Here is a 19,781-nt window from a genome sequence, read left to right on the forward strand (position 1 = left end):
CCAGATCACGCGGCGCGGCGGGCACGAGCGCGGACAACGCCACCGCGGAGAGTCTGAACGCGACCATGAAACGCGAGACGCTCCAGGGACGGAAACGGTGTGACGGGGCCCGTGAGGCCCGCCTCGCGGTCTTCCGATGGGCAACCCGCTACAACACCCGCCGACGGCACTCCCGCCTCGGCCAGATCAGCCCGATCGCCTACGAACAACGATCAACTACGCTGGCCGCCGCCGCATGACAACCGGTGTCCACGATCAAGGGGAAAGCCTCGACCGTGTACGCAGGCGCTGGACCGAAGGCCGTATCGATCGACAATGGGTAAACAAGCACGCGAAGCTCCTGGCAGACACGGGTGGTCTTGGTCGAGAACCCGTCTGCCAGGAGCTTCACCCAGCAGACAACGCTCGTACCCTTGGGGCAGGTTGGGAAAGAATCGCGGAGCTCAACCACGATCATTTTCTCGGCAACGTGACGGTTGTGGTGTGTGACGGGGTGCGGGTGCCCGCTCGCGGCCTAGTTCTGCGGTGCCAGGGTGCGTAGGACATCGAACTCGTTGCCCTCGGGGTCGGCCATGACCACCCAGTTTCGGTCTGAGCCCTGGCCCACATCCGTCGTGGTGGCGCCGAGGCCGAGCAATCTGGTGACCTCGTCCTCGGTGCTGCCGTCGATCGGGCTGACGTCGAGGTGAAGCCGATTCTTCACGGTCTTGCCCTCGGGCACCTGGATGAACAGCAGGGTGGGCGGCATCTGGCGGGCCCGAACATCCTCGACGGTCGGCACCCAGGAGCCGATCTCGACCTTGCCCTCGCTCCGGTCGATCACCTTGAAGTCCAGGACCTCGCACCAGAAGGCCGCGAGCCCCTCCGGATCGTGGCAGTCAACGGCCAACTCGGTGAACCTACTTGTCATGACTCTCCCAGATAGTGCGGACAGAACTCAGAGTATTGGCCCGTGTCGCCCGTTCGACAGATCCGGGGATCTTCCTGACCAGGGACATCAGTCGTTGACCCGACATCAGGTACGCGTCAAGCCCTGGTAGGAGCAGGTCTGCGAAGAACAGGCTCCAGGCACCGGGAGACTTCACGCGTTGACCGGTATCACCTGCACCGGCGTGAGCTGGCCGCTGGTGACGTTCCGGTGGACTTGTGTATGCGCTGCGGACGGCCAGGTGCTGACATCGGACTCGACATTGCGCTTCCGAGAACGGCAGGAGGTCGAGAGGCGGCCCGGTCCTTCAGACGTGTGATCGAACTTCAATAGTACGTATGGGTTGCACACACCTGGCCGCACGGCCGTGTCAATCCTGAGACATTCCTCGCGAGGGTTGAGGGGCAGCAATCGTGTTGACCATGGTTCTGGCGGAGAACACCCGCAGGGCCATTAAGCAAGGCAAGGAGTGTTCAGAATGCGTACGAACTGGAAGTTCGCCCTCACCGTCGCCGCCACTGCGCTGACGGGTGCTGCTGGTGCGGGAGTCGCGCAGGCTTCGCCCGCAACGGCCGGCGGCGTCGCCCCTTCGGCCTGCCGGCCGGCCAACCACACCGCGAAGATCACCGAGGCGCCCGCCGACGCAGGGCACCGCCACTACCGCGTGACGCTGACCGCGCCGCGCGGGTACGAGCCGTGCAAGCTGGCCGGTTCGCCAACCAACGTGCGGTTCTCGAACCGCGATTCGGAGATCGGGGTCGCCGCCGGCCACTACGGCAACCAGGCAACCGTAGTGACCTTCGGTCCGGGCCACCCGGTGCACTTCGATATCCAGGTTCCCAGCAGCGGCCGCAGCATCGCCGCGAGGGAGGCATCGTTCACGCTCCAGGCTCCGGACGGGGAGATCCCCGGCACGTCCGTCGCCCAGGGCAAGCTCAACGTGGCCACCGGTACTCTCATCGGTCCGGTCCAGCGCGGCGCCTGACCTCCTCCCACACCCCGGTGCGTCCCGCGGCAGTGTCACAGCGGCGGGACACACCGGGTCTTTCGTGTGCGGCGTACCGCCGAACGGCCTCAAGCGAAACGTCTTCTCGTAAGTGGGCACCTTCATCCGGTCGGCGAGGTGCTCCAGAAGAAACGCCCTGGCTGGCCCGCTGCGCCAGGTAGAGCGCTCATCACGGTGCGACGCGATGGTCGGTCCTACGGCTCCGGGCAACAGCTCACTCAGTCGTCAGCGGCGACCAGGAAGGCGAGGGTGCCGGCGTGGCGGGAACTCCTTGAAGTTGATGAAGTGACTGTCCCGGTGAGTAGCACATGCTGCATCCCGAGCAGCATCACCCAGCGCCCCGTCTGAGTAGAATCACAGGTCAGAACTGGCCGCTGCTGCCCTGCGGCCAACCTGGCGCTCACTCCGGCCACCCCGCACGCTCAGGGGCTCCCCAATGGAGAAGTCAAGTTTCGGATTCTGTGGTGGGCCCGATGGGCCGTGTCCCGGTGGGACTGACGTTGGGCTCGCCCGGTCTCGCGATGGCTGCCCAGTAGGGGACGCTTCAGTGCCGGACGGTGACGATGACCTTGCCGACCTGGCCGTTGGCCTCCATGTGACGGTGGGCGTCAGCGATAGCGGACAGGTCGAAGGTTCGGTCAATCACGGGTGCCAGTGCGCCGGTGCGCAGGCCGGCGGTGATGAAGGCATGAGCCCGGCGGGTGCGGTCGGGATTCTGGATGACGTGGTGGACGCCGTAACCGTGGACGTTCAGCGGCCAGTTCACGGGCGGCGGAGCGGGGCGTGGGTCGAGCCAGCCGTACACGATCAGCGCGCCGTCGCAGGCCACGAGTTGGGCGAGTTGGGTCAGGCCCGGGCCGCCGGTGCCCTCCCCGCCGGTGATGTCCTTGACGCGGTCGGCCAGGTCGTCGTGGTCGGTCGCGATGACATGGGCGGCTCCTGTCCGTACCAGCTGCTCGGCCTTGGCCTTGGCCTCGGCACGGGTCACGGCGATCTGAATGGCGGCCGTGCCCACACTGCTGGACGCCGCGGTGATCAGCACGTGGCCGCCCGGCCGGGCCCGGCCGACCTCGATCAGCGTGCCGTAGGCGGTGAGATAGGACCACGGTCACGCCCGCGGTCGGGCCTGGTCACTCCTGGCGGAGGCGGCATCTGGAACCAAGATCAGGACCATATGCGGGCCAGCGACCGCCGCCGATCCCGACATCCGCTGTTTCAGCAGGTCAACGCCGTGAAAGACCTGTACCACCGGCAGACGAAGAATCTCCTCGTGTCGTATTCGGCGAAGAAGATGGGCTTCTTCTGGGCGCGGCCACCGAGTCGGTGCGGCTGAGCGGCTCAGTTGTATCGTCCGCTGCCACTGCAGCTGGGCGAGTACCCGGCCGCTCGGGGTGGGTGCGGGGCCCGGGTGGGTGCGGTGGCCCGGCCCGTGGACGCGCCCCGCCAGGACCAGGACGAGGAAGACCGTTTCGATGCCGGCTGTTCCGGCGCCCAGGGGCGCAGCGCCGCGTTACGGCGGCACCCTCAAGCCGGTGATGGCCTGGGGGCGGCCGCCGTGCTTTGCGGCCCAGGAGCCGGCCCGGACCGGCGCGCGTACGCCGTCCCGGGCCGGACAGATGTCGGGTCAGCAGGCGCCGAGGTCCTGCCAGACTCCCCATTCGCCCGTGGTGCCGGGCGTCTCGTTCTGCGTCCACCACTTGGCCTTCCACGTGTGGCCCCCGTACGAGACGGTGTTACCGGCCGTGTAGACGGCGCCGCTGCTCCACGCGGCCGCGGCGCAGCTGCCGCCCGGAGGAGGGGTGGTCGGAGGGGTGGTCGTAGGCGGGGTGACTCCGGCGAACTTCACCGAGTACTTCGCGAAGTCCCAGTCCGACTGGGCCACGCTGCTGCACGTGCCGGAGGTCTGGCCGTTGTTGTCGGGCGGGGTGCACTGGCGGTCGCGGTTGAGGGACCAGAAGGTGAAGCGGTCCATGTGGTGGCTGGTGGCGAAGTCCAGCACGGTCTGGAAGTCGGCCTGGCTGAAGTACTCCCCGGTGTCGCTGCGGCCGTTCATGCCGGAGAAGCCTTCGTGCGCGTACGCGGTCGCCGCGTCCCAGCCGAAAGTGGACTGCAGGATGGAGTTGAAGTTCGTCAGGGCGCTCGTCTGTGCGGCCGCCCCGTTGAACCCGCCGTCGAAGGGCATGATCGAGAAGTTGTTCGGCGTGAAGCCCTGCGACTTGGCCTCGTTGAGCATTTGCTTGCCGAACCAGCCGGTGCCGTCGGCGGTTCCCGCGGTGGTGACCGAGACGTACAGGCCCGGGTTGTTCTGCTGGAGGATCTTGGCTGCGCCGATCTCGTGGGCGATGGCGGCGGCGTTCTCGTACTCCGGCTCCTCCAGGTCGAAGTCGATGGCCTTCAGCTGGTACTTGGTGATGACCTGTTGGTAGGCGGCCGCGGTGGACGCCGCGTCGGAGCAGGTCTGGCCGAGCTTGGTACCCCCGTACCCACCGATGGAGACCGACACGTCACCGCCCTTGGCGCGGATCGAGCTGATGACGGATGCCACGGCGGTGTCCGACGAGACCGGCGACGTACCGTCCCAAGTCGGGCTGCAACCGCCCCCGTTGGGGGCGAGGACGAACGCGAGCTGGAACGCCTTGAGACCGCTGGCGTCCATGATGGCGCCCGCGTCCGGCGGGTTGTTGTCGTGCGGCATCAGATAGGGCGCGGCGGCGAACCACCGGTTACTGAGCGCGGTGGCGTCGGTGGACGCACCCGAAGCCTGCTGCGCGGCGAAGACAGCGAGTCCTGCGGTGGCCAGCGCGGCGGTGGCGGCACCACAGAGCAGAGCGCGAATACGCTTCATGGGGACTCCTGTTGGGAGAAGGTGCCGCCAGAATCAAGGGTTGACGCAGGCACGTCAATGAGTTGGCCTAGACCATTGCGGTTTCTTGAAGATTGACGCACCGGGGAGGCGCGGGCGCCAAGGGTGCGGCCGACAGAGCGGCCGGCCTGGCCATGGTATTCAAAACCGGTCGAGTCCGCGCAGACTCGCCGGCGAGCGGTAAACGCACCCCACCCCGCCGCCCTCGTCCGCGCCGGAGCCCGCTTCGAACGCGGGCACCTCGTCGAACGCCCCAAGGCTCGCGCAGCCTGTCCCGAGACGATGGGAGACCCCTCTCACTGATTACCGAGAGGGAATCCGACTGGCGATGAGTGGGCGGTTCCGGAACCGCTGCCACCGACGAGCAACAATCGCGTCGAGGGCCTGGCGGGCAGCGGGCAGGAACGCCTCTCCGGCGGTGGTCAGCCGCACCCGGCGGCCGGTCCGCTCGAACAGCCGGGCGCCCAGTTCCTTCTCCAGTCGGGCCACTTGGCGGCTGAGCGCGGACTGGACGACGTGGCACCGCTCGGCGGCGCAGGTGAAGCTCGCGGTCTCCGCCACCGCGACGACGTAGCGCATCCGCTGGAGATCCATTGATCCATCGTGAAACACGATGGATCGGATGACAAACATGCGTTGGACCAACGGATGCCTGCTCGGCGATGCTGAAGTCAAGGGCACGCCACGGCAGTCAACGACCAGCCACCGCCTCGGACCAGCGAGGTCCGGAGCCGCCGGCCTCGTCGCACCACCACCGGCGCCCCGGCCGACCCGACCCTGCGGAGACACCCATGCGCGTGATTGCCTTCGACCACCTCGTCCTGAACGTCGCCGACATCGAGCGCTCGCTCGCCTTCTACACCGGCCCGCTGGGGCTGCAACCGGTGCGGGCGGAGGAGTGGCGGGCCGGCAAGGTCTCCTTCCCGTCCGTGCGGGTGAGCCCCACCACCATCATCGACCTCGTCGAGGCGGCCGACGAGCGGCCGGAGGGCTCCAACGTCGACCACATCTGCCTGGTCGTCGAGCCGCTCGACTGGCAGCAGGTCATCGATTCCGGCGTCTTCACGGTGCTGGACGGTCCCGGAGAGCGCTTCGGCGCCCAGGGCACCGCGGTCTCCCTGTATGTCCAGGACCCGGACGGCAATACCGTGGAACTGCGCTGGTACCCGCAGGACGCCTGAGGATCCCCACGGCGACCCATCGGACACCCCCAGCACGAGCAGCGCGAGCAGTCGTGAGGTAGCACCGGTCGCTGCCCAAGCTCGCCGCAATGCCGGACAGGAACTGACCTAATTCACGCCTATCGTCGCTGCCGGCAACCAACATCAGCGAAAGGACCGTGATGTCCGAGCACACCGCGCCGAAGGGCTACACCACCGTTGCGCCCTGGGTCGTCACCGACGACACGGGGGCTTTCCTCGACTTCGTCGCCCAGGCGTTCGGGGGTGAGGAGCTCGGGCGGGTGTCGACCGAGGATGGCTTGATCGGTCACGGTGAGATCCGAGTCGGCGACACCGTCGTGTTGGCTTTCGACCGGCACTCGGACTGGCCCACCATGCCGAGCCTGCTGCGCGTGTTCGTCGCCGACGCGGACGAGGCGTTCTCACAAGCCGTCGCAGCCGGCGGCCATGTCGTCACTTCCCTGGCCGACGACGCCTTCGGACAGCGCGGAGGGCGTATCAAGGACCCCTTCGGCAACATCTGGTGGGTGGTCAGCTGCGTTGAGGACGTCTCTGAAGGCGAGATGTGGAAGCGGCTGCAGGACCCCGTCTACGCCGACGCCATGCGCGTGGCTCAGGAAACACTCGACGCCGAGCTCAGCGGTCGAGGCGGACGCAGCAGTGCCCCTGTCAGGGCAACCAGCTGACCCGTGCCGTCCGGGGTTCGCAATGGATACGCAGCCCGCAATCCGGCTGCGGCCCGCGCGCTTGGCGCGCGGGCTCGCTGCGGACATGGCCGAGCCGGTCGATCAAGGGCAGGGCCCTCGCCCTCGTCTCGCGGCCATGGCATCGGGACGGTTGCCGACGTTCGAGACCGTGCCCACGGACACCCGGCGCCGCGAGCCACATCCCTGATACCCCCCGACCGGGCCATCGGGCAGAGACCTCTGAGAGGAGGCCTTGGGGGACACTGTCGAGTCCGGGTCGTCCCTGTTCAGCCCCTGATGCCGGTCGATGTGGTGACAAAGGTGCGCGGCAGCCTGTGTCCGGCGTGGCTGCTGCTGCGGGAGTGCAGGACGCACCATCTGTGACGTACGGCACGGGCCCCACGGCGGATCACCGTGGGGCCCAGTACGTCTACGGAGTCACGTCGGTGACCTTCCACAGTTGGTTCGCCCCGGAGTTGGGCTGCCAGGTGCTGACGGCGGCGCCGTCGTTCGTGGCCTGGCCGCCGACTTCCAGGAGCTTGCCGGTCCCGGCGTTGACGAGCGTCCAGGTGCCGTCGCCGGTCGACGACGTGATCCACTGGGTGGCCGCGTCACGCCGGCCGCTGTCGGGTTCGACGACCGGGACGTCGTCGCGTACGGCGAGACGCTTGCCGCTCGCCGCGCTCGTGAACACGTACCGCTTGCGGTTGTCCGCACCCTCGCCGCTGATCTGCCGCAGCCGCCACTGCTGGCCTGCGGCGGAGGCGCCGGCCTTGATGACGAGCTTGCTGCCGTCGTCGGCGACGGTCAGATCCTTGCCGCTCTGCACGCCAGTCAGCTCGTACGTGTGCCCCTTCCGCAGGGTCGCCGCGTCCTTCGCAACACCGGACACCCCGTCGACGACGAACGAGGTCACCGACTGCGCGGGAACCGTGAAGGTGGCCTTCTTGTCGCTGACGGGGACGGCGTCGTGCCGCGCCAGCTTGCCGTCGGCGCTGGTCACGACCGGGGTGACGGTCGCGCCCTGGCCGATGTGACCGAACTTCGACAGATCAAGCGTCACCGTGCGGGCGTCGGTGGTCTTGTTGACGTGGACGACCGTCGCGCCCTTGCCGTCCTCGGAGACGGCCGCGGCGCTGCTGGCGTCGTCGGTCCTGATCAGGCTGTCACCGGGCTGGATGTAGTGCGTGAAGTTGCGCGCGGTGTCGAACTTCGTGTTCGTGTACACCGGGCAGCTCTCGAGGGTGTCCTTCGAGGTGCAGCTGAACGGGACCTGGATGCTGCCCCAGTTGCCGCCCTTGGCGGACTCTCCGCCGGGCTTCATGTTGTCGTAGTCCTCGACCGGTTGCCAGAACACCCAGGCGGTGGGTTCCAGTTCGCGCAGGTCGTCCACCATCTGCTGGGCGAGGCCGAGGCCGGGCCGCATGTCGGTGAAGGACTGTCCGTCGCCCCAGTCGCCCTCGACCTCGCTCATCCACAGCGGCTTGTCGGCCGCCTTGGCGAGGTCGCGAACGGTGGTGCGGCCGCCCGTGCCGTAGGTGTGGACGTTCATCTGCCCGACGAGGTTCTTCACGTCGGCCGGGTAACTGTTCCAGTTCGTCGAGAAAATGCCCGGGTTGGTCTCGTCCATGGCCGAGATCTCCGCACCGCTCTTCGCCTTCTTCAGCGCGGGGGCGAGGGCGCGTATGACCTTCTGCTGGAGCTCGGGGCCTATGTGCGCGCCTTCCTGGCGACCGCCGGTCGGCTCGCCGTCGGCGCCCAACGTGGTCCTCCAGTAACCGGTGTTGGGCTCGTTGAACGGGTCGACGGTGTCGACCTTGATGCCCTCCGCCTTCTCCAGGCGCTTCGTGGCGCCCGCCATGTACGCGGCGAAGTCTTCGACCGAGTCGGCCTTGAGCTGGTCCTTGGTCGCGTCGAAGCCACCGGAGACGTACCCGCTCTCCGTCATGAAGTACGGCGGCGAGTTGCTGAACGTCTCCCAGTGGTCGATGTCGTCCTTGATCCGGTCCACCCACCAGCGCTGCGTCGCGTCGGCGTCCGGGTTCCAGTCCGCCGGGTCGTCGGCACTCCACCAGTCGGCGTCGTCGCGGGTGGTGCCCTCGGGGGCCTTCCACCACCCGTCGACCGCTCCCCCGGCCCTCAAGTAGTCCTTCACATCGGGGGCGTTGCCGCCGCCGATGTTGTAGCGGGCGATGTTCAGGGCGAGCCCGTCGTCACCGAAGAGGAGATCGGCGAGCTTCTCCCGGATTTCCTTCGGGTAGCCGCCGGTGACATTGGCGAACCAGACGAGGCTCGTGCCCCAGCCCTCGAACTTCTGCTGCTGGTACGAGGGGTCGGGGGTCACCGTGACGGCGGCGGTCGACGCTGCGGCCGTCACGGGCGGGGCGGTGGTGAGGGCGGCTCCCGAGACCAGGGCGGCGGTGCCGACGAGGCCGAGGAGTCGACTTGTGCGGGTACGGCGTGCCAACGTGTGCTCCCAAATTGTATGTATGGGCGGATAGTTGGTACTTCTGTGGTGCGATTCAGGGGGCGGGTTGCCGGAGCACGGCGACGTCCCGGGGCGGCAGCACGAGGCCGCCCTCCGTCGCGGGACCGACGAGCAGCTCACCGGTCACACCGGGCAGCGGCACCGGCACGTCGCCGCGGTTGACCAGGAAGAGGTAGCGGCTTTCGGCGTCGCGGCGTACGGCCAACTCGACCAACCCTCGTGCTGCGTCCGGGAGTTCACTGGTGACGTCGGCCGGTGCGAGCAGTTCCGGCAGCAGTGCGGCGAGGCCTTCGGAGCCGAGGCGGGTGGATACGTACGCGGCCGAACCGCGGCCCGTCGTACAGCGTGTGACGGCCGGGCGGGAGGTATACGTCCCGCTGCGGTAGCGGGCGAGCACCTCCACGTCGGGCCCGGTGACGGTGATCCGGTCGGTCCACAGGCTGCCGGTCGTCGCGTTGTCGAGGTCGACGGTGGCGCCGTCGAGCAGCGGACCGAACTCCTCGATGCGGATGCCGAGCAGCTCACGCAGGGCGCCGGGGTAGCCGCCGAGCCAGATGTGGTCGTTCTCGTCGACGACACCGGAGAAGTATGTGGTGACGAGGTGTCCGCCGCCCTCGACGTACCGGGTCAGCTCCTTGCCGAAAGGCTGGGGCACCACGTGCAGCACGGGCGCGATCACCACGCCGTACGAGGAGAGGTCGGTGCGGTGCGCGGGCACCACGTCGGCGCGGATGCCGAGCCGCAGCAGCGCGGAGTACCAGTCGAGGGCCTCACGGTGGTAGTCGAGCCGCGACGTGGGGTGGGAGTCCTGCTCGCTGGTCCACCACGAGTCCCAGTCGAACAGAACGGCCACGCGGGCGGGTTCACGCTCGGCTCCGGCGATCGGTGCGAGCGCTTCGAGGGTGCGGCCCAACTCGGTGACAGAGCGGAAGAGTTCGCTGTCGGTACCGGCGTGCGGCACCATTGCCGAGTGGTACTTCTCGGCTCCGGCCGCCGACTGGCGCCACTGGAAGAAGCAGACGGCGTCGGCGCCGTGCGCCACGTGCAGCAGCGAGTCCCGCGCCAGCTCTCCGGGTTTCTTCGCCACGTTGACCGGCTGCCAGTTCACGGCACCGGTGGAGTGCTCCATCAGGAACCACGGGCGGTGGCGCGCGATTCCGCTGGTCAGGTTGGCGGAGAAGGACAGCTCGTCGCGGTCCTGCGGGCCGGGGACGACGTAGTGGTCGTTGGCGACGAAGTCGATCGCGCCCGAGCCCGCCCAGTCCGCGTAGTCCATGCCCTTGGTGCCGCCCATCACCATGAAGTTGGTGGTCACCGGCACGTCCGGGGTCAACTCGCGCAGCACCTCGCGCTCCGCGATCAGATGGTCCTTGAGCGCGTCCGACGAGAACCGCTTGAAGTCGAGCTGCTGCGTCGGGTTGGGGTGCGAGGCGGCGAGGCGTGGCGGCAGGATCTGGTCCCAGTCGCTGTAGCGCTGGGACCAGAAGGCCGTTCCCCAGGCATGGTTGAGGGCGTCGAGAGTGGTGTAGCGGCGGCGCAGCCAGGCCCGGAAGGCGTGGGCGGCGTCGTCGGAGTAGTCGTAGACGTTGTGGCAGCCCAGCTCGTTGTTGACGTGCCAGGCGATCAGGGCTGGGTGGCCGGCGTAGCGCGTCGCCAACTCCCGGACCAGACGGAGCGCGTGGGTGCGGAAGGCCGGTGAGGTGGGCCGCCAGTGCTGGCGCGCGCCCGGCCAGAGCGTCTCGCCGGTCGCTGTCACCGGCAGGATCTCCGGGTGGGCGGTGGTGAGCCACGGCGGCGGGGACGCGGTCGCGGTGGCCAGGTCGGCGCCGATGCCGCCCGCGTGCAGCAGGTCCATGACCTCGTCGAGCCAGCCGAAGTCCCAGGTGTCGGCGGTGGGTTGGAGCCGGGCCCAGGAGAAGATCGCCAGGGAGACGACGTTCACGCCGGCCTCGCGCATCAGCCGGACGTCCTCCTCCCACACCTCCCGCGGCCACTGCTCGGGGTTGTAATCGGCGCCGTAGCCGAGGTGTCGGCTGCCGTCGCTGCCCGCCGGGTACGGGAAACGGGAGGTGAGGGGGGAGGTCATGCAGGTCCTTCCGGGATCCGATGGTGCGAAGGGGAGCTTCAAGGGCTCCGGGGGCTACTTCTCGACGGTGAAGCCCTGCTCCGTGCCGTACTTGACGGACGCGTCCTGCCACGCCTTCAGGCCCTGAGCCAGCTTTGTGCCGGAGATGTAGGCCTTGCCGACGGTGTCGTTGAAGATCGAGTTGGCGTACACCTGGTACGGCAGGTACTTCCAGTCGGCAGGCACGTTCTTCGCGGACTCGGCGAAGACCTTGTTGGCCTTCTGGCCGCCGAAGTACGGGAATTCGGTGTTCTGGAACGCCTCGGAGTTCAGGTCCTTCGTGGTCGCGGGGAACGCGCCGTTCTCGATGCGGGTCTGCACGCCCGCACCGGAGTTGGCGTACTCGACGAAGGCGTACGCGAGTTCCTTGTTCTTGCCGAGCTCGGGCAGCGCGAGCGAGCTGCCGCCGTTCTCCGAGCTGTCCGTCGCCCCCTTGGTCCACTGCGGCATCGGGGCCGCGCGCCAGTCACCGGAGGCGTCCTTCACACCGGAGGCGAAGTTGGCGGGCATCCACGCACCGGTGGGCAGCGTGGCGATGGTGCCGTCGCCGAGGCCCTTGTACCAGTCGTCGCTCCATCCGGCGATCGGTGAGACGAGCTTCTCGCCGATGAGCTTCTGCCAGGTCCCGGTGTACTTCTTCGCGCCCGCGTCGGTGAAGTCGATGCCGACCTTGGTGCCGTCGACCTTGTACGGGTGCGAACCGGCCTGCCACAGAAGGCTGGTGGTCAGGCCCGCGTCGCCGAGGTCGCTGGTGATGTACGCCTTCGGGTCCGCCTTGTGCAGCTTGCGGGCTGCCTCGACGTACTCGTCCCACGTCGTCGGCACGGCGATCTTGTACTTGTCGAAGACCTTCTTGTTGTAGAAGAGCGCCATCGGTCCCGAGTCCATCGGCAGGCCGTAGATGCCGTCACCGGCCTGCACCGAGTTCCACGGGCCCGGCGAATACGCGTCGGCCAGCTTATCGGCGCCGTACGGCTTGAGGTCGGTGACCGACTTCGTCAGCGCGTACTGGCTGAGCGCGTAGTACTCGATCTGCGCAACGTCGGGGACGCCCTTCTTGGCCGAGATCGCGTTCTGCAGGGCCTTGTACTGGTCGTTGTTGGTGCCCGCGTTGACCAGCTTGATGTCGACCTTCGGATACTTCTTCTCGAAGTCGGCGACGACCTGCTTCAAGGTGGGTTCCCACGCCCACACGGTGACGGTGCCTCCCTTCTTCAGGGCGGCCTGGACGTCGGCCGAACCGACCTTCTTCTGACCGGAGCTGTCGTCGTCGGAGCCGCCGCAGGCGGTCGCCCCGAGGGCGAGGGCGCAGACGAGACCTACGCCGCGCAGCAGGCGGCTGGGGTGCTTGGGCATGGCGATGCTTCCACTTCGTCGTGGGCCTACAGAGGGTTTTCAGAAACGGTGCAGGTTGAACTTTCCTGTTGCGTCTACTCCTTGACACTTCCGGCGGCGAGACCGGACTGCCAGTACTTCTGGAGCAGCAGGAACGCGGCGATCAGCGGCACGATGGTGATCAGCGAGCCGGTGATGACCAGGTTGAACACGACCTCGCCACCGGCCGCGTACGCCTGCTTGTTCCACGCGTCGAGTCCGACGGTCAGCGGGTACCAGTCGGGGTCCTTCAGCATGATCAGCGGCAGGAAGTAGTTGTTCCACGTCGCGACCGTGGTGAAGAGCAGAACGGTGACCGTGCCGGGTGCGAGCAGCGGCAGCGCGACCTGGAAGAAGGTGCGCACCTCGCTCGCGCCGTCGATGCGGGCGGCCTCCATCAGTTCGGTGGGGATCGCCTCGGTTGCGAACACCCACATCAGATACAGGCCGAACGGCGAGATCAGGGACGGGATGATGACCGCCCACGGCGTATCGGTCAGGCCGAGCTTGCTGAACATGAGGAACGTCGGGACGGCGAGCGCCGTGGTCGGCACCGCGACCGCGCCGATGACGACCGCGAACACGCCCCGCTTGCCCGGGAAGTCGAACTTGGCGAGCGCGTACCCGCCGAGGACCGCGAGGAAGGTGGCGCCGCCCGCGCCCACCACCACGTACAGCAGGGTGTTGAGGAGCCAGCGGCCGAAGACACCGTCCTGGTACGTGAAGGTCTGGGTGATGTTGTCCCAAAGGGCGAAGTCCCCGTCGAACCACAGGCCGAACGAGCCCGCCAGGCCCTGCTGTGTCTTGGTGGCGCTGATCAGCAGCCACAGCAGCGGTACGAGGCTGTAGAGCAGAACGACGACGGTGAGCACGGTCAGCAGGACACTCCGCCTGGGGCGTCCCGGGGTGTGGCGGCGAGGAGCCCGCAGGCGCGGAGCGGCGGACTTCGGCGGCGTCGCCGGCCGGGAAGCGGTGGTGGTACTGCTCAGTCCAGTCATTGGGCTCACGCTCCCTTGCGCATGCCGCGCAGCTGGACGACATAGGCGACGATCATGGTGATCACGCCCATGACGATGGCGACCGTCGCGGAGTAGTTGTGCTGCTGGCCCGAGAAGGACAGCGAGTACGTGTAGTAGTTCGGGGTGTAGTCGGTGGTGATCGCGTTCGGTGCCAGCTTCTGGAGGATGGCGGGCTCGTTGAAGAGCTGGAAGCTGCCGATGATCGAGAAGATGGTGGCGATGACGAGCGCGCCGCGGATGGCCGGCAGCTTGATCGCCGAGATGACGCGCCACTGTCCCGCGCCGTCGATCTCCGCCGCCTCGTACAGCGCGTGCGGGACGACACGCAGCGCGGCGTAGAAGATCAGCATGTTGTAGCCGACGAACTCCCAGGTCACGATGTTGCCGATGGACGCCAGGATCAGGTCCGAGGAGAGCGGGTCGGGCAGCTTCACGCCGAAGGCGTCGTTGATGTCGCCGACCAGGCCGAAGCGGGTGCCGTAGATGAAGCCCCACATGAGGGAGGCGACGACGGCGGGCACCGCATACGGCAGAAAGACGGATATCCGGAAGAAGTCCTTGCCGTAGAGGCGGCCACTGTCGAGGGCGAGCGCGATCAGCAGGGCGACGCCCAGCATGATCGGCACCTGGATCACGAGGAACAGGCCGACGCGCCCGACCCCGTCCCAGAACTGACCGTCCTGCAGGGCCTGTTGGTAGTTGTCGAGGCCCACGAAGGTGGTGCCGCCGATGAGCTGGGTCCTGAAGAGGCTCAGATAGATCGAGTACCCGAGCGGCGCCAGGAAGACCAGCGCGAAGACGATGACGAAGGGGCCGATGAACCCCCATCCCGCCCACGAGCGGCGCGCCCGTCGCGCCGGTGGTCCGGCCGGGCGGCGTCCTGTGGCCGCCGGCGGTTGAAGCGTCGTCATCTCGCGTCCCTCGCTCATACATCCCTCGCGGGTGGTGACCCTGATGTTTGCGTAACCATTCCGACGCGCAAGGAGCCGACGGCTGTTATGGTTACGTAAACATTCGGTGGCGGCATGTCTACACCGCCCCGTTGATCACGGTCAAGAGTCCGTCTCTCGGTATACGAACGAGACAGCTGGTGAGGGAAGACGGTGGGAGCAACGGACAGCGCCCCGGCGCGAGGCAGGGCCGGCGGCCGACGCCGTACACAGAACGCGTCGATGGCAGACGTCGCCCGGGTCGCGGGCGTCTCCTCGCAGACGGTGTCCCGCGTCTCGAACGGCTTCCCCGGCGTCAACGAGGAGACGCGGCAACGGGTCCTCGCGGCGATGAAGGAGCTCGGCTACCGGCCCAACAGTGCGGCCCGCGCGCTCAAGCGGGGCGACTTCCGCACGATCGGCGTGATCACATTCACGCTGTCCACGACGGGCAACGTGCGCACACTGGAGGCCATCGCGACATCGGCCGCACAGGAGGGGTACTCGGTCACCCTGCTGCCGGTCGCGGTCCCCACCCAGGACGAAGTGCGCGGCGCCTTCTCCCGGTTGGGTGAGCTGGCGGTGGACGCGGTCATCGTCATCATGGAGGTCCATCTGCTCGACTCGGCGAGCCTGTCGCTGCCGCCGCACGTGAAGATCGTGGTCGCGGACTCGGACGCCGGAGACCGGTACGCGGTCGTCGACACGGACCAGGCAGGCGGCACGCGGGACGCCGTACTGCACCTGCTCGACCTCGGGCACCGCACGGTGTGGCACCTCGCCGGACCGGAGGCGTCGTACGCGGCGCAACGTCGAACGGACGCCTGGCGCAGGACACTTGAGGAGGCGGGCCGCGTACCACCACCCCTCGTGCGCGGCGACTGGTCGGCGGAGTCGGGCTACCGCGCGGGCCTTCACCTGGCCGAACAGGCCGACTGCACCGCAGTGTTCGCCGCCAACGACCAGATGGCGCTCGGCCTGCTGCGCGCCCTGCACGAGCGTGGCCGCAAGGTCCCCCAGGACGTCTCGGTCATCGGCTTCGACGACATCCCGGAGTCGGGCTCGTTCCTTCCCCCGCTGACCACGGTCCACCAGGACTTCGCCGAGGTCGGCCGCCGCTGCGTGGAGAGCGCCCTGCGCCAGGTACGGCAGGGCGAGGCGGAGCGGGGAACGACACTGGTGCCGACGCGGCTCGTGGTACGGGAGAGCACGGCATACGGACGCGGCTGACGATGCGCCGGTGGCCGGGGAACGTGGAGGCGGTCACCGAATCGGCCGGCCTCCTCTCAGTCGACGTCGCGGCACACGAGGACCCAGGCCCGCGAGGCAAGCACTGGGCATTGAAGCGCTGCGGGTGGGTGATGAAGCGGCCGGAGGCATCGCCGGGGGCGTCCATGACGGAGCCGGTGGCCACGTTGACGCAGCCCACGGAGTAGGTGTTCGCAGGACTGCCGGGTCACCGCCTACCGCACCGCGTTCCTCGTCGCCGCGCTCCTTGCCGTCCCGGCCGTCCTGCCCGCACCGGCCGTCGAAGACGCCGGCGCCGTGAGTGACGCACCCTCAAGTTCGGTGAAGAACTACGAGTGATGGGCGGCGGGTCATGCCTGCCGGGAAACCACCTGTTCGCCGACCTGCGGAAACGTGATCACGTCCGGGGCTCCCGCGGAACGCTCGCACATGACCGTTCACGCGAGGCCCCTGTCATTCACGGGTGCCACGATCAGCGTGGTCGGCGTAGTCCCGCGACGAGGAACGCGACCAGTTGGCGTGCGTCGTAGCGGGGGTCGCTGTCGGCGCCGATGCAGAGATTTCCGATGCCGCGCATGAACTGGTAGGCGTCGAGGCCGGAACGGATCTCACCGGAGGCGGCGGCAGCGTCGAGGAGCTGGGTGCACACCGGCAGGAGGCGGTCGAGGAAGTAGGCATGCAGCGTTTCGAAGCCGGCGTTGTCGGTCTGCAGTGCGGCCGCGAGGCCGTGCTTGGTGACCAGGAAGTCGACGAAGAGGTCGACCCACCGCCCGAGGGCGGCGTGAGGTGTCGGGCCGGTTGCCAGCAGGGCCGGGCCGGCCTCGGCGCAGGCGTCGACCTGGTGGCGGTAGACGGCGATGACCAGGTCCGCCCGGGTGGGGAAGTGGCGGTAGATCGTGCCCAGCCCGACGCCGGCCTTGGCCGCGATGTCGCGTACCGGCGCTTCCACGCCCGAGGTGACGAAGACCGCGGCGGCCGCATCCAGCAGGGTCTGCTGGTTGCGCCGGGCGTCCTTGCGCTTGGACTGGGCTGCGTGCCCCGCGCCCCCGCCACTGTCGTTCACCGCGCCACTTCCTCTGCCGTCGAGCTTGCCAAAGCGGAACAACGTTCCGTATCGTCAAACGGAACAAGGTTCCGTTTGCTCATGATGCCAGAGCAGGGGCCCGACAACCAAGCCATGCACCGCCACCACGCTTCACCCGCAATGGAGGAACACGGTCATGCAGTACCGCACCTTGGGCCGCACCGGTGTGCAGGTCAGCTCCCTCGCGCTCGGCGCGATGAACTTCGGCAGGATCGGACGCACCACCCAGGACGAGGTCACCGCCATCGTCGATGCCGCTCTCGAGGGCGGGATCAACGTCATCGACACCGCGGACGCGTACAGCGGCGGCGAGTCGGAAGAGATGGTCGGCAAGGCCATCGCCGGCAGGCGCGACGACATCGTGCTGGCCACGAAGGCAAGCCTGCCGATGGGTGACGAGCGCAACCATCAGGGCAGTTCGCGCCGCTGGCTGGTGACCGAGTTGGACAACAGCCTGCGCCGCCTCGGTGTCGACCACGTCGATCTCTACCAGATCCACCGGTGGGACCCGAGCACCAGTGACGAGGAGACGCTGTCGGCGTTGACCGACCTGCAGCGCGCGGGAAAGATCCGTTGCTTCGGCTCCTCGACGTTCCCCGCCTACCGCATCGTGCAGGCCCAGTGGGCCGCTCGCGAGCATCACCTGAGCCGTTACGTCACCGAACAGCCGAGCTACTCGATCCTGCAGCGCGGTATCGAAACCCATGTGCTGCCCGTGACCGAGCAGTACGGCCTTGGTGTGCTGGTATGGAGCCCGTTGGCTTCGGGCTGGCTGTCGGGCGCGATCCGCGAGGGCCGGTCCATCACCACCAGCCGCTCCACGTTCATGCCACAACGCTTCGACACCGCCATCCCCGCCAACCGGGCCAGACTCGATGCCGTCGAGCAGTTGGCCGTGGTCGCCGACGAGGCCGGCCTGACCATGATCCAGCTCGCGCTCGGATTCGTGACCGCGCATCCCGCCGTGACCAGCGCGCTCATCGGTCCCCGCACACTGGACCACCTGCACTCGCAGCTCGCCGCCGCTGACACCGCGCTCCGGGCCGACGTGCTCGACGCGATCGACGCGATTGTCGCTCCCGGCACCGACCTGGCCGCGCACGAGAAGTCCGACACCCCGCCCGCGCTGCTCGACCCGGCACTGCGGCGCCGCTGACCACCGGGCCCACCGCGCCACGAAACTGAACGGAAGCACTCCATGTCCAACTCGAACACCGCGAACGCGCAGAAGATCACGGGGGCACCCACCACGGTGATATCCGCGAAGCCGGTCGTCCTGTCCGCCCCGGGCCGCGGCCGCACGTCTGGACCGGAACCGCCGCATTCGGCACCGACAGCCCGCCGCGCACCCATACCTGGATGATCGGGTACCAGGGCGGCTCCGACCTCGCATGGGCGGTGCTCCTGGAAGACGGGGGTTCCAGTGGCGCCGACGCAGGTCCGGTCGCTGCCCGGTTCCTGGGCAGCCCGGCCCGCTGAGAGGATGGCGGTCGTACGGCTCGGCGGCATCACCGCCGCAAGTCGCGACGAGTCGTGGGCGTCGGCATGCCGACCACCCGCCACCCGTGCCGCGATGCACTGTGAACACACTCCGGAACAGAAGGCCCGCGCATCATGCACTCTCGCCCCCCTGTCTCCCGTCGTGCCGCTCTCGCCACACTGGCCGGGCTCGCGGCCCTGCCACTCTCCGGATGCACGGCCACGCCGGATGCCGCCACCCCGAGTCCATCGGGCACGACTCCACCCGCCACCGAGCCCGCCACATCGACGCCGGTCGATCCCCGTACGGAGCACGCATTCGGCGAATTGGAGCGGAAGTTCGACGCCCGGGTAGGGGTGTACGCCCTCGACACCGGCAGCGGCCGGACCGTCACCCACCGGCCCGACGAACGCTTCGCCTACGCCTCCACCTGCAAGGCGCTGCTTGCCGCCGCCATGCTGGACAAGCATTCCCTCCGGCAGATGGACCGGCTCGTGCGCTACGGCCGCGCCGATCTCATCAGTAACTCGCCGATCACTGAGAAGCACGTCGCCACCGGACTGACCCTGCGTGAGTTGTGCGACGCCGCCGTCCGCTACAGCGACAATGCCGCGGCCAACCTCCTCTTCCACGAACTGGGCGGCCCCCAGGGCCTGCAGGACGCGCTCCGTGCGCTCGGTGACGACGTCACCCGCTGCGACCGCTACGAAGCCGACCTCAGCGAGGCCGCCCCCGGCGACCTCCGCGACACCAGCACACCCCGCGCCCTGGCCACGGATCTGAACGCGTACGTCCTCGGCACCACGCTCCCCGCGGACAAGCGGGCCGTGCTGACCGACTGGCTCAAGCGCAACACGACCGGCGACAACACCATCCGCGCAGGCGCTCCCGACGGGTGGCAGGTCGGGGACAAGACCGGCACGGGCGGCTACGGCACACGTAACGACATCGCCATCGTCTGGCCCCCGGGCGCCGCCCCCGTCGCCCTCGCCGTCCTCTCCCGCCGCGACACCAAGAACGCCGACCGCGACGACGCGCTCATCGCCCGCGCCGCCGAGGTCGCCCTCGACGCAATTGCCCGGAGCTCGCACTCACGAGCCGGTTGAGAGGCCCTGGTCGCACCCGGCCCGGGAACCTCCGCAGGAGCGTGATGGCGAGATCGGCCTTCAGCCGGCCGACTTCGAAGCAGGAACGCTCCACGCCGATCACGAGATCACCCCGTACGGCGAGGACGAGGAGCACACGGCGGTGGGCGGGCCCGAGGTGCGGGCCGGGCACCCGCGCGCGGCGGGGCGGGGCGAAGACGCGTAAAACGGGGGGCGCGGGACCCGCACTGGACCGCTCTCCCGGGGGGAGAAGAGGCCCCACCC

16 protein-coding genes and 4 pseudogenes are annotated in these 19,781 nt (G+C 68.4%); 10 read left to right on the forward strand and 10 right to left on the reverse strand.

Annotated features, from left to right (window positions below; translation table 11 throughout):
- Window positions 1-239, forward strand: a 239-nt coding sequence (locus ACFVYE_RS45810; protein ID WP_389609501.1) for an integrase core domain-containing protein, incomplete at its 5' end; no start/stop codon positions are given.
- A gap of 275 nt (window positions 240-514) precedes the next feature.
- Here ACFVYE_RS45810 and ACFVYE_RS45815 read toward each other — a convergent pair.
- Window positions 515-910: a VOC family protein gene (locus tag ACFVYE_RS45815; protein WP_383958927.1), complete on the reverse strand. Its 396-nt coding sequence runs from the start codon at window positions 908-910 to the stop codon at window positions 515-517.
- 187 nt (window positions 911-1,097) lie between these two features.
- Between ACFVYE_RS45815 and ACFVYE_RS45820 the strand changes: the two are divergent.
- Together ACFVYE_RS45820 and ACFVYE_RS45825 are read left to right on the forward strand one after the other, a co-directional pair.
- Window positions 1,098-1,220 (forward strand): annotated as a pseudogene (locus tag ACFVYE_RS45820) (SAM-dependent methyltransferase); the annotation flags it as partial.
- A gap of 186 nt (window positions 1,221-1,406) precedes the next feature.
- The gene (locus ACFVYE_RS45825; protein ID WP_383958925.1) at window positions 1,407-1,913 is read left to right on the forward strand and encodes a DUF4232 domain-containing protein; all 507 of its coding nucleotides are present in this window, start codon (window positions 1,407-1,409) and stop codon (window positions 1,911-1,913) included.
- A 565-nt stretch (window positions 1,914-2,478) separates the two neighbouring features.
- Here ACFVYE_RS45825 and ACFVYE_RS45830 read toward each other — a convergent pair.
- Both ACFVYE_RS45830 and ACFVYE_RS45835 read right to left on the reverse strand, forming a co-directional pair.
- On the reverse strand, window positions 2,479-2,976 hold the full coding sequence (locus ACFVYE_RS45830) for a zinc-binding dehydrogenase (RefSeq protein ID WP_383958923.1): 498 nt from the start codon (window positions 2,974-2,976) through the stop codon (window positions 2,479-2,481).
- Between the two features lie 582 nt (window positions 2,977-3,558).
- On the reverse strand, window positions 3,559-4,779 hold the full coding sequence (locus tag ACFVYE_RS45835) for a carbohydrate-binding protein (protein WP_383958921.1): 1,221 nt from the start codon (window positions 4,777-4,779) through the stop codon (window positions 3,559-3,561).
- A 119-nt stretch (window positions 4,780-4,898) separates the two neighbouring features.
- On the opposite strand from ACFVYE_RS45835, the pseudogene ACFVYE_RS45840 reads away from it, so the two are divergent.
- Window positions 4,899-5,100: pseudogene (locus ACFVYE_RS45840) on the forward strand (hypothetical protein); the annotation flags it as partial.
- A 69-nt stretch (window positions 5,101-5,169) separates the two neighbouring features.
- Here ACFVYE_RS45840 and ACFVYE_RS45845 read toward each other — a convergent pair.
- A pseudogene (locus ACFVYE_RS45845) lies at window positions 5,170-5,391 on the reverse strand (LysR family transcriptional regulator); the annotation flags it as partial.
- 197 nt (window positions 5,392-5,588) lie between these two features.
- Between ACFVYE_RS45845 and ACFVYE_RS45850 the strand changes: the two are divergent.
- Together ACFVYE_RS45850 and ACFVYE_RS45855 are read left to right on the forward strand one after the other, a co-directional pair.
- Complete coding sequence (locus ACFVYE_RS45850; RefSeq protein WP_383958919.1) at window positions 5,589-5,978, forward strand: VOC family protein; 390 nt, start codon at window positions 5,589-5,591, stop codon at window positions 5,976-5,978.
- A 161-nt stretch (window positions 5,979-6,139) separates the two neighbouring features.
- Window positions 6,140-6,664 (forward strand): VOC family protein, encoded by a 525-nt coding sequence (locus ACFVYE_RS45855; RefSeq protein ID WP_383958917.1) that lies wholly within the window; start codon window positions 6,140-6,142, stop codon window positions 6,662-6,664.
- Window positions 6,665-7,094: 430 nt separating this feature from the next.
- Here ACFVYE_RS45855 and ACFVYE_RS45860 read toward each other — a convergent pair whose 3' ends face one another.
- The 5 genes from ACFVYE_RS45860 to ACFVYE_RS45880 form a co-directional block, all read right to left on the reverse strand.
- Window positions 7,095-9,131, reverse strand: coding sequence for an RICIN domain-containing protein (locus ACFVYE_RS45860; protein WP_389609504.1), 2,037 nt, complete (start codon window positions 9,129-9,131; stop codon window positions 7,095-7,097).
- A gap of 55 nt (window positions 9,132-9,186) precedes the next feature.
- Window positions 9,187-11,238: a beta-galactosidase gene (locus ACFVYE_RS45865; protein ID WP_389609506.1), complete on the reverse strand. Its 2,052-nt coding sequence runs from the start codon at window positions 11,236-11,238 to the stop codon at window positions 9,187-9,189.
- 54 nt (window positions 11,239-11,292) lie between these two features.
- Window positions 11,293-12,633: an ABC transporter substrate-binding protein gene (locus ACFVYE_RS45870; protein WP_383958910.1), complete on the reverse strand. Its 1,341-nt coding sequence runs from the start codon at window positions 12,631-12,633 to the stop codon at window positions 11,293-11,295.
- Between the two features lie 74 nt (window positions 12,634-12,707).
- On the reverse strand, window positions 12,708-13,649 hold the full coding sequence (locus ACFVYE_RS45875) for a carbohydrate ABC transporter permease (protein ID WP_389609508.1): 942 nt from the start codon (window positions 13,647-13,649) through the stop codon (window positions 12,708-12,710).
- A gap of 5 nt (window positions 13,650-13,654) precedes the next feature.
- Window positions 13,655-14,581 carry a carbohydrate ABC transporter permease gene (locus ACFVYE_RS45880; protein WP_383959020.1) on the reverse strand — a complete coding sequence of 309 codons (927 nt, stop codon included), beginning with the start codon at window positions 14,579-14,581 and terminating at the stop codon, window positions 13,655-13,657.
- Between the two features lie 261 nt (window positions 14,582-14,842).
- Between ACFVYE_RS45880 and ACFVYE_RS45885 the strand changes: the two genes are divergently transcribed.
- The gene (locus ACFVYE_RS45885; protein WP_383958906.1) at window positions 14,843-15,829 is read left to right on the forward strand and encodes a LacI family DNA-binding transcriptional regulator; all 987 of its coding nucleotides are present in this window, start codon (window positions 14,843-14,845) and stop codon (window positions 15,827-15,829) included.
- A 490-nt stretch (window positions 15,830-16,319) separates the two neighbouring features.
- Here the strand turns inward: ACFVYE_RS45885 and ACFVYE_RS45890 are convergent, their stop codons facing one another.
- A complete protein-coding gene (locus tag ACFVYE_RS45890; protein WP_389609510.1) occupies window positions 16,320-16,910 on the reverse strand; it encodes a TetR/AcrR family transcriptional regulator in 591 nt (196 codons plus the stop codon).
- Between the two features lie 157 nt (window positions 16,911-17,067).
- On the opposite strand from ACFVYE_RS45890, the gene ACFVYE_RS45895 reads away from it, so the two are divergent.
- From ACFVYE_RS45895 to bla, 3 genes and pseudogenes are all read left to right on the forward strand, one after another.
- Window positions 17,068-18,087: an aldo/keto reductase gene (locus ACFVYE_RS45895; protein WP_383958902.1), complete on the forward strand. Its 1,020-nt coding sequence runs from the start codon at window positions 17,068-17,070 to the stop codon at window positions 18,085-18,087.
- A gap of 137 nt (window positions 18,088-18,224) precedes the next feature.
- Window positions 18,225-18,410, forward strand: a pseudogene (locus ACFVYE_RS45900) (PbsX family transcriptional regulator); the annotation flags it as partial.
- 135 nt (window positions 18,411-18,545) lie between these two features.
- Window positions 18,546-19,517, forward strand: coding sequence for a class A beta-lactamase (gene bla, locus ACFVYE_RS45905; RefSeq protein WP_389609512.1), 972 nt, complete (start codon window positions 18,546-18,548; stop codon window positions 19,515-19,517).
- The last annotated feature ends 264 nt before the right edge of the window (window positions 19,518-19,781 follow it).

It is taken from the genome of Streptomyces sp. NPDC058239, from assembly GCF_042882185.1.
Lineage (GTDB): Bacteria > Actinomycetota > Actinomycetes > Streptomycetales > Streptomycetaceae > Streptomyces.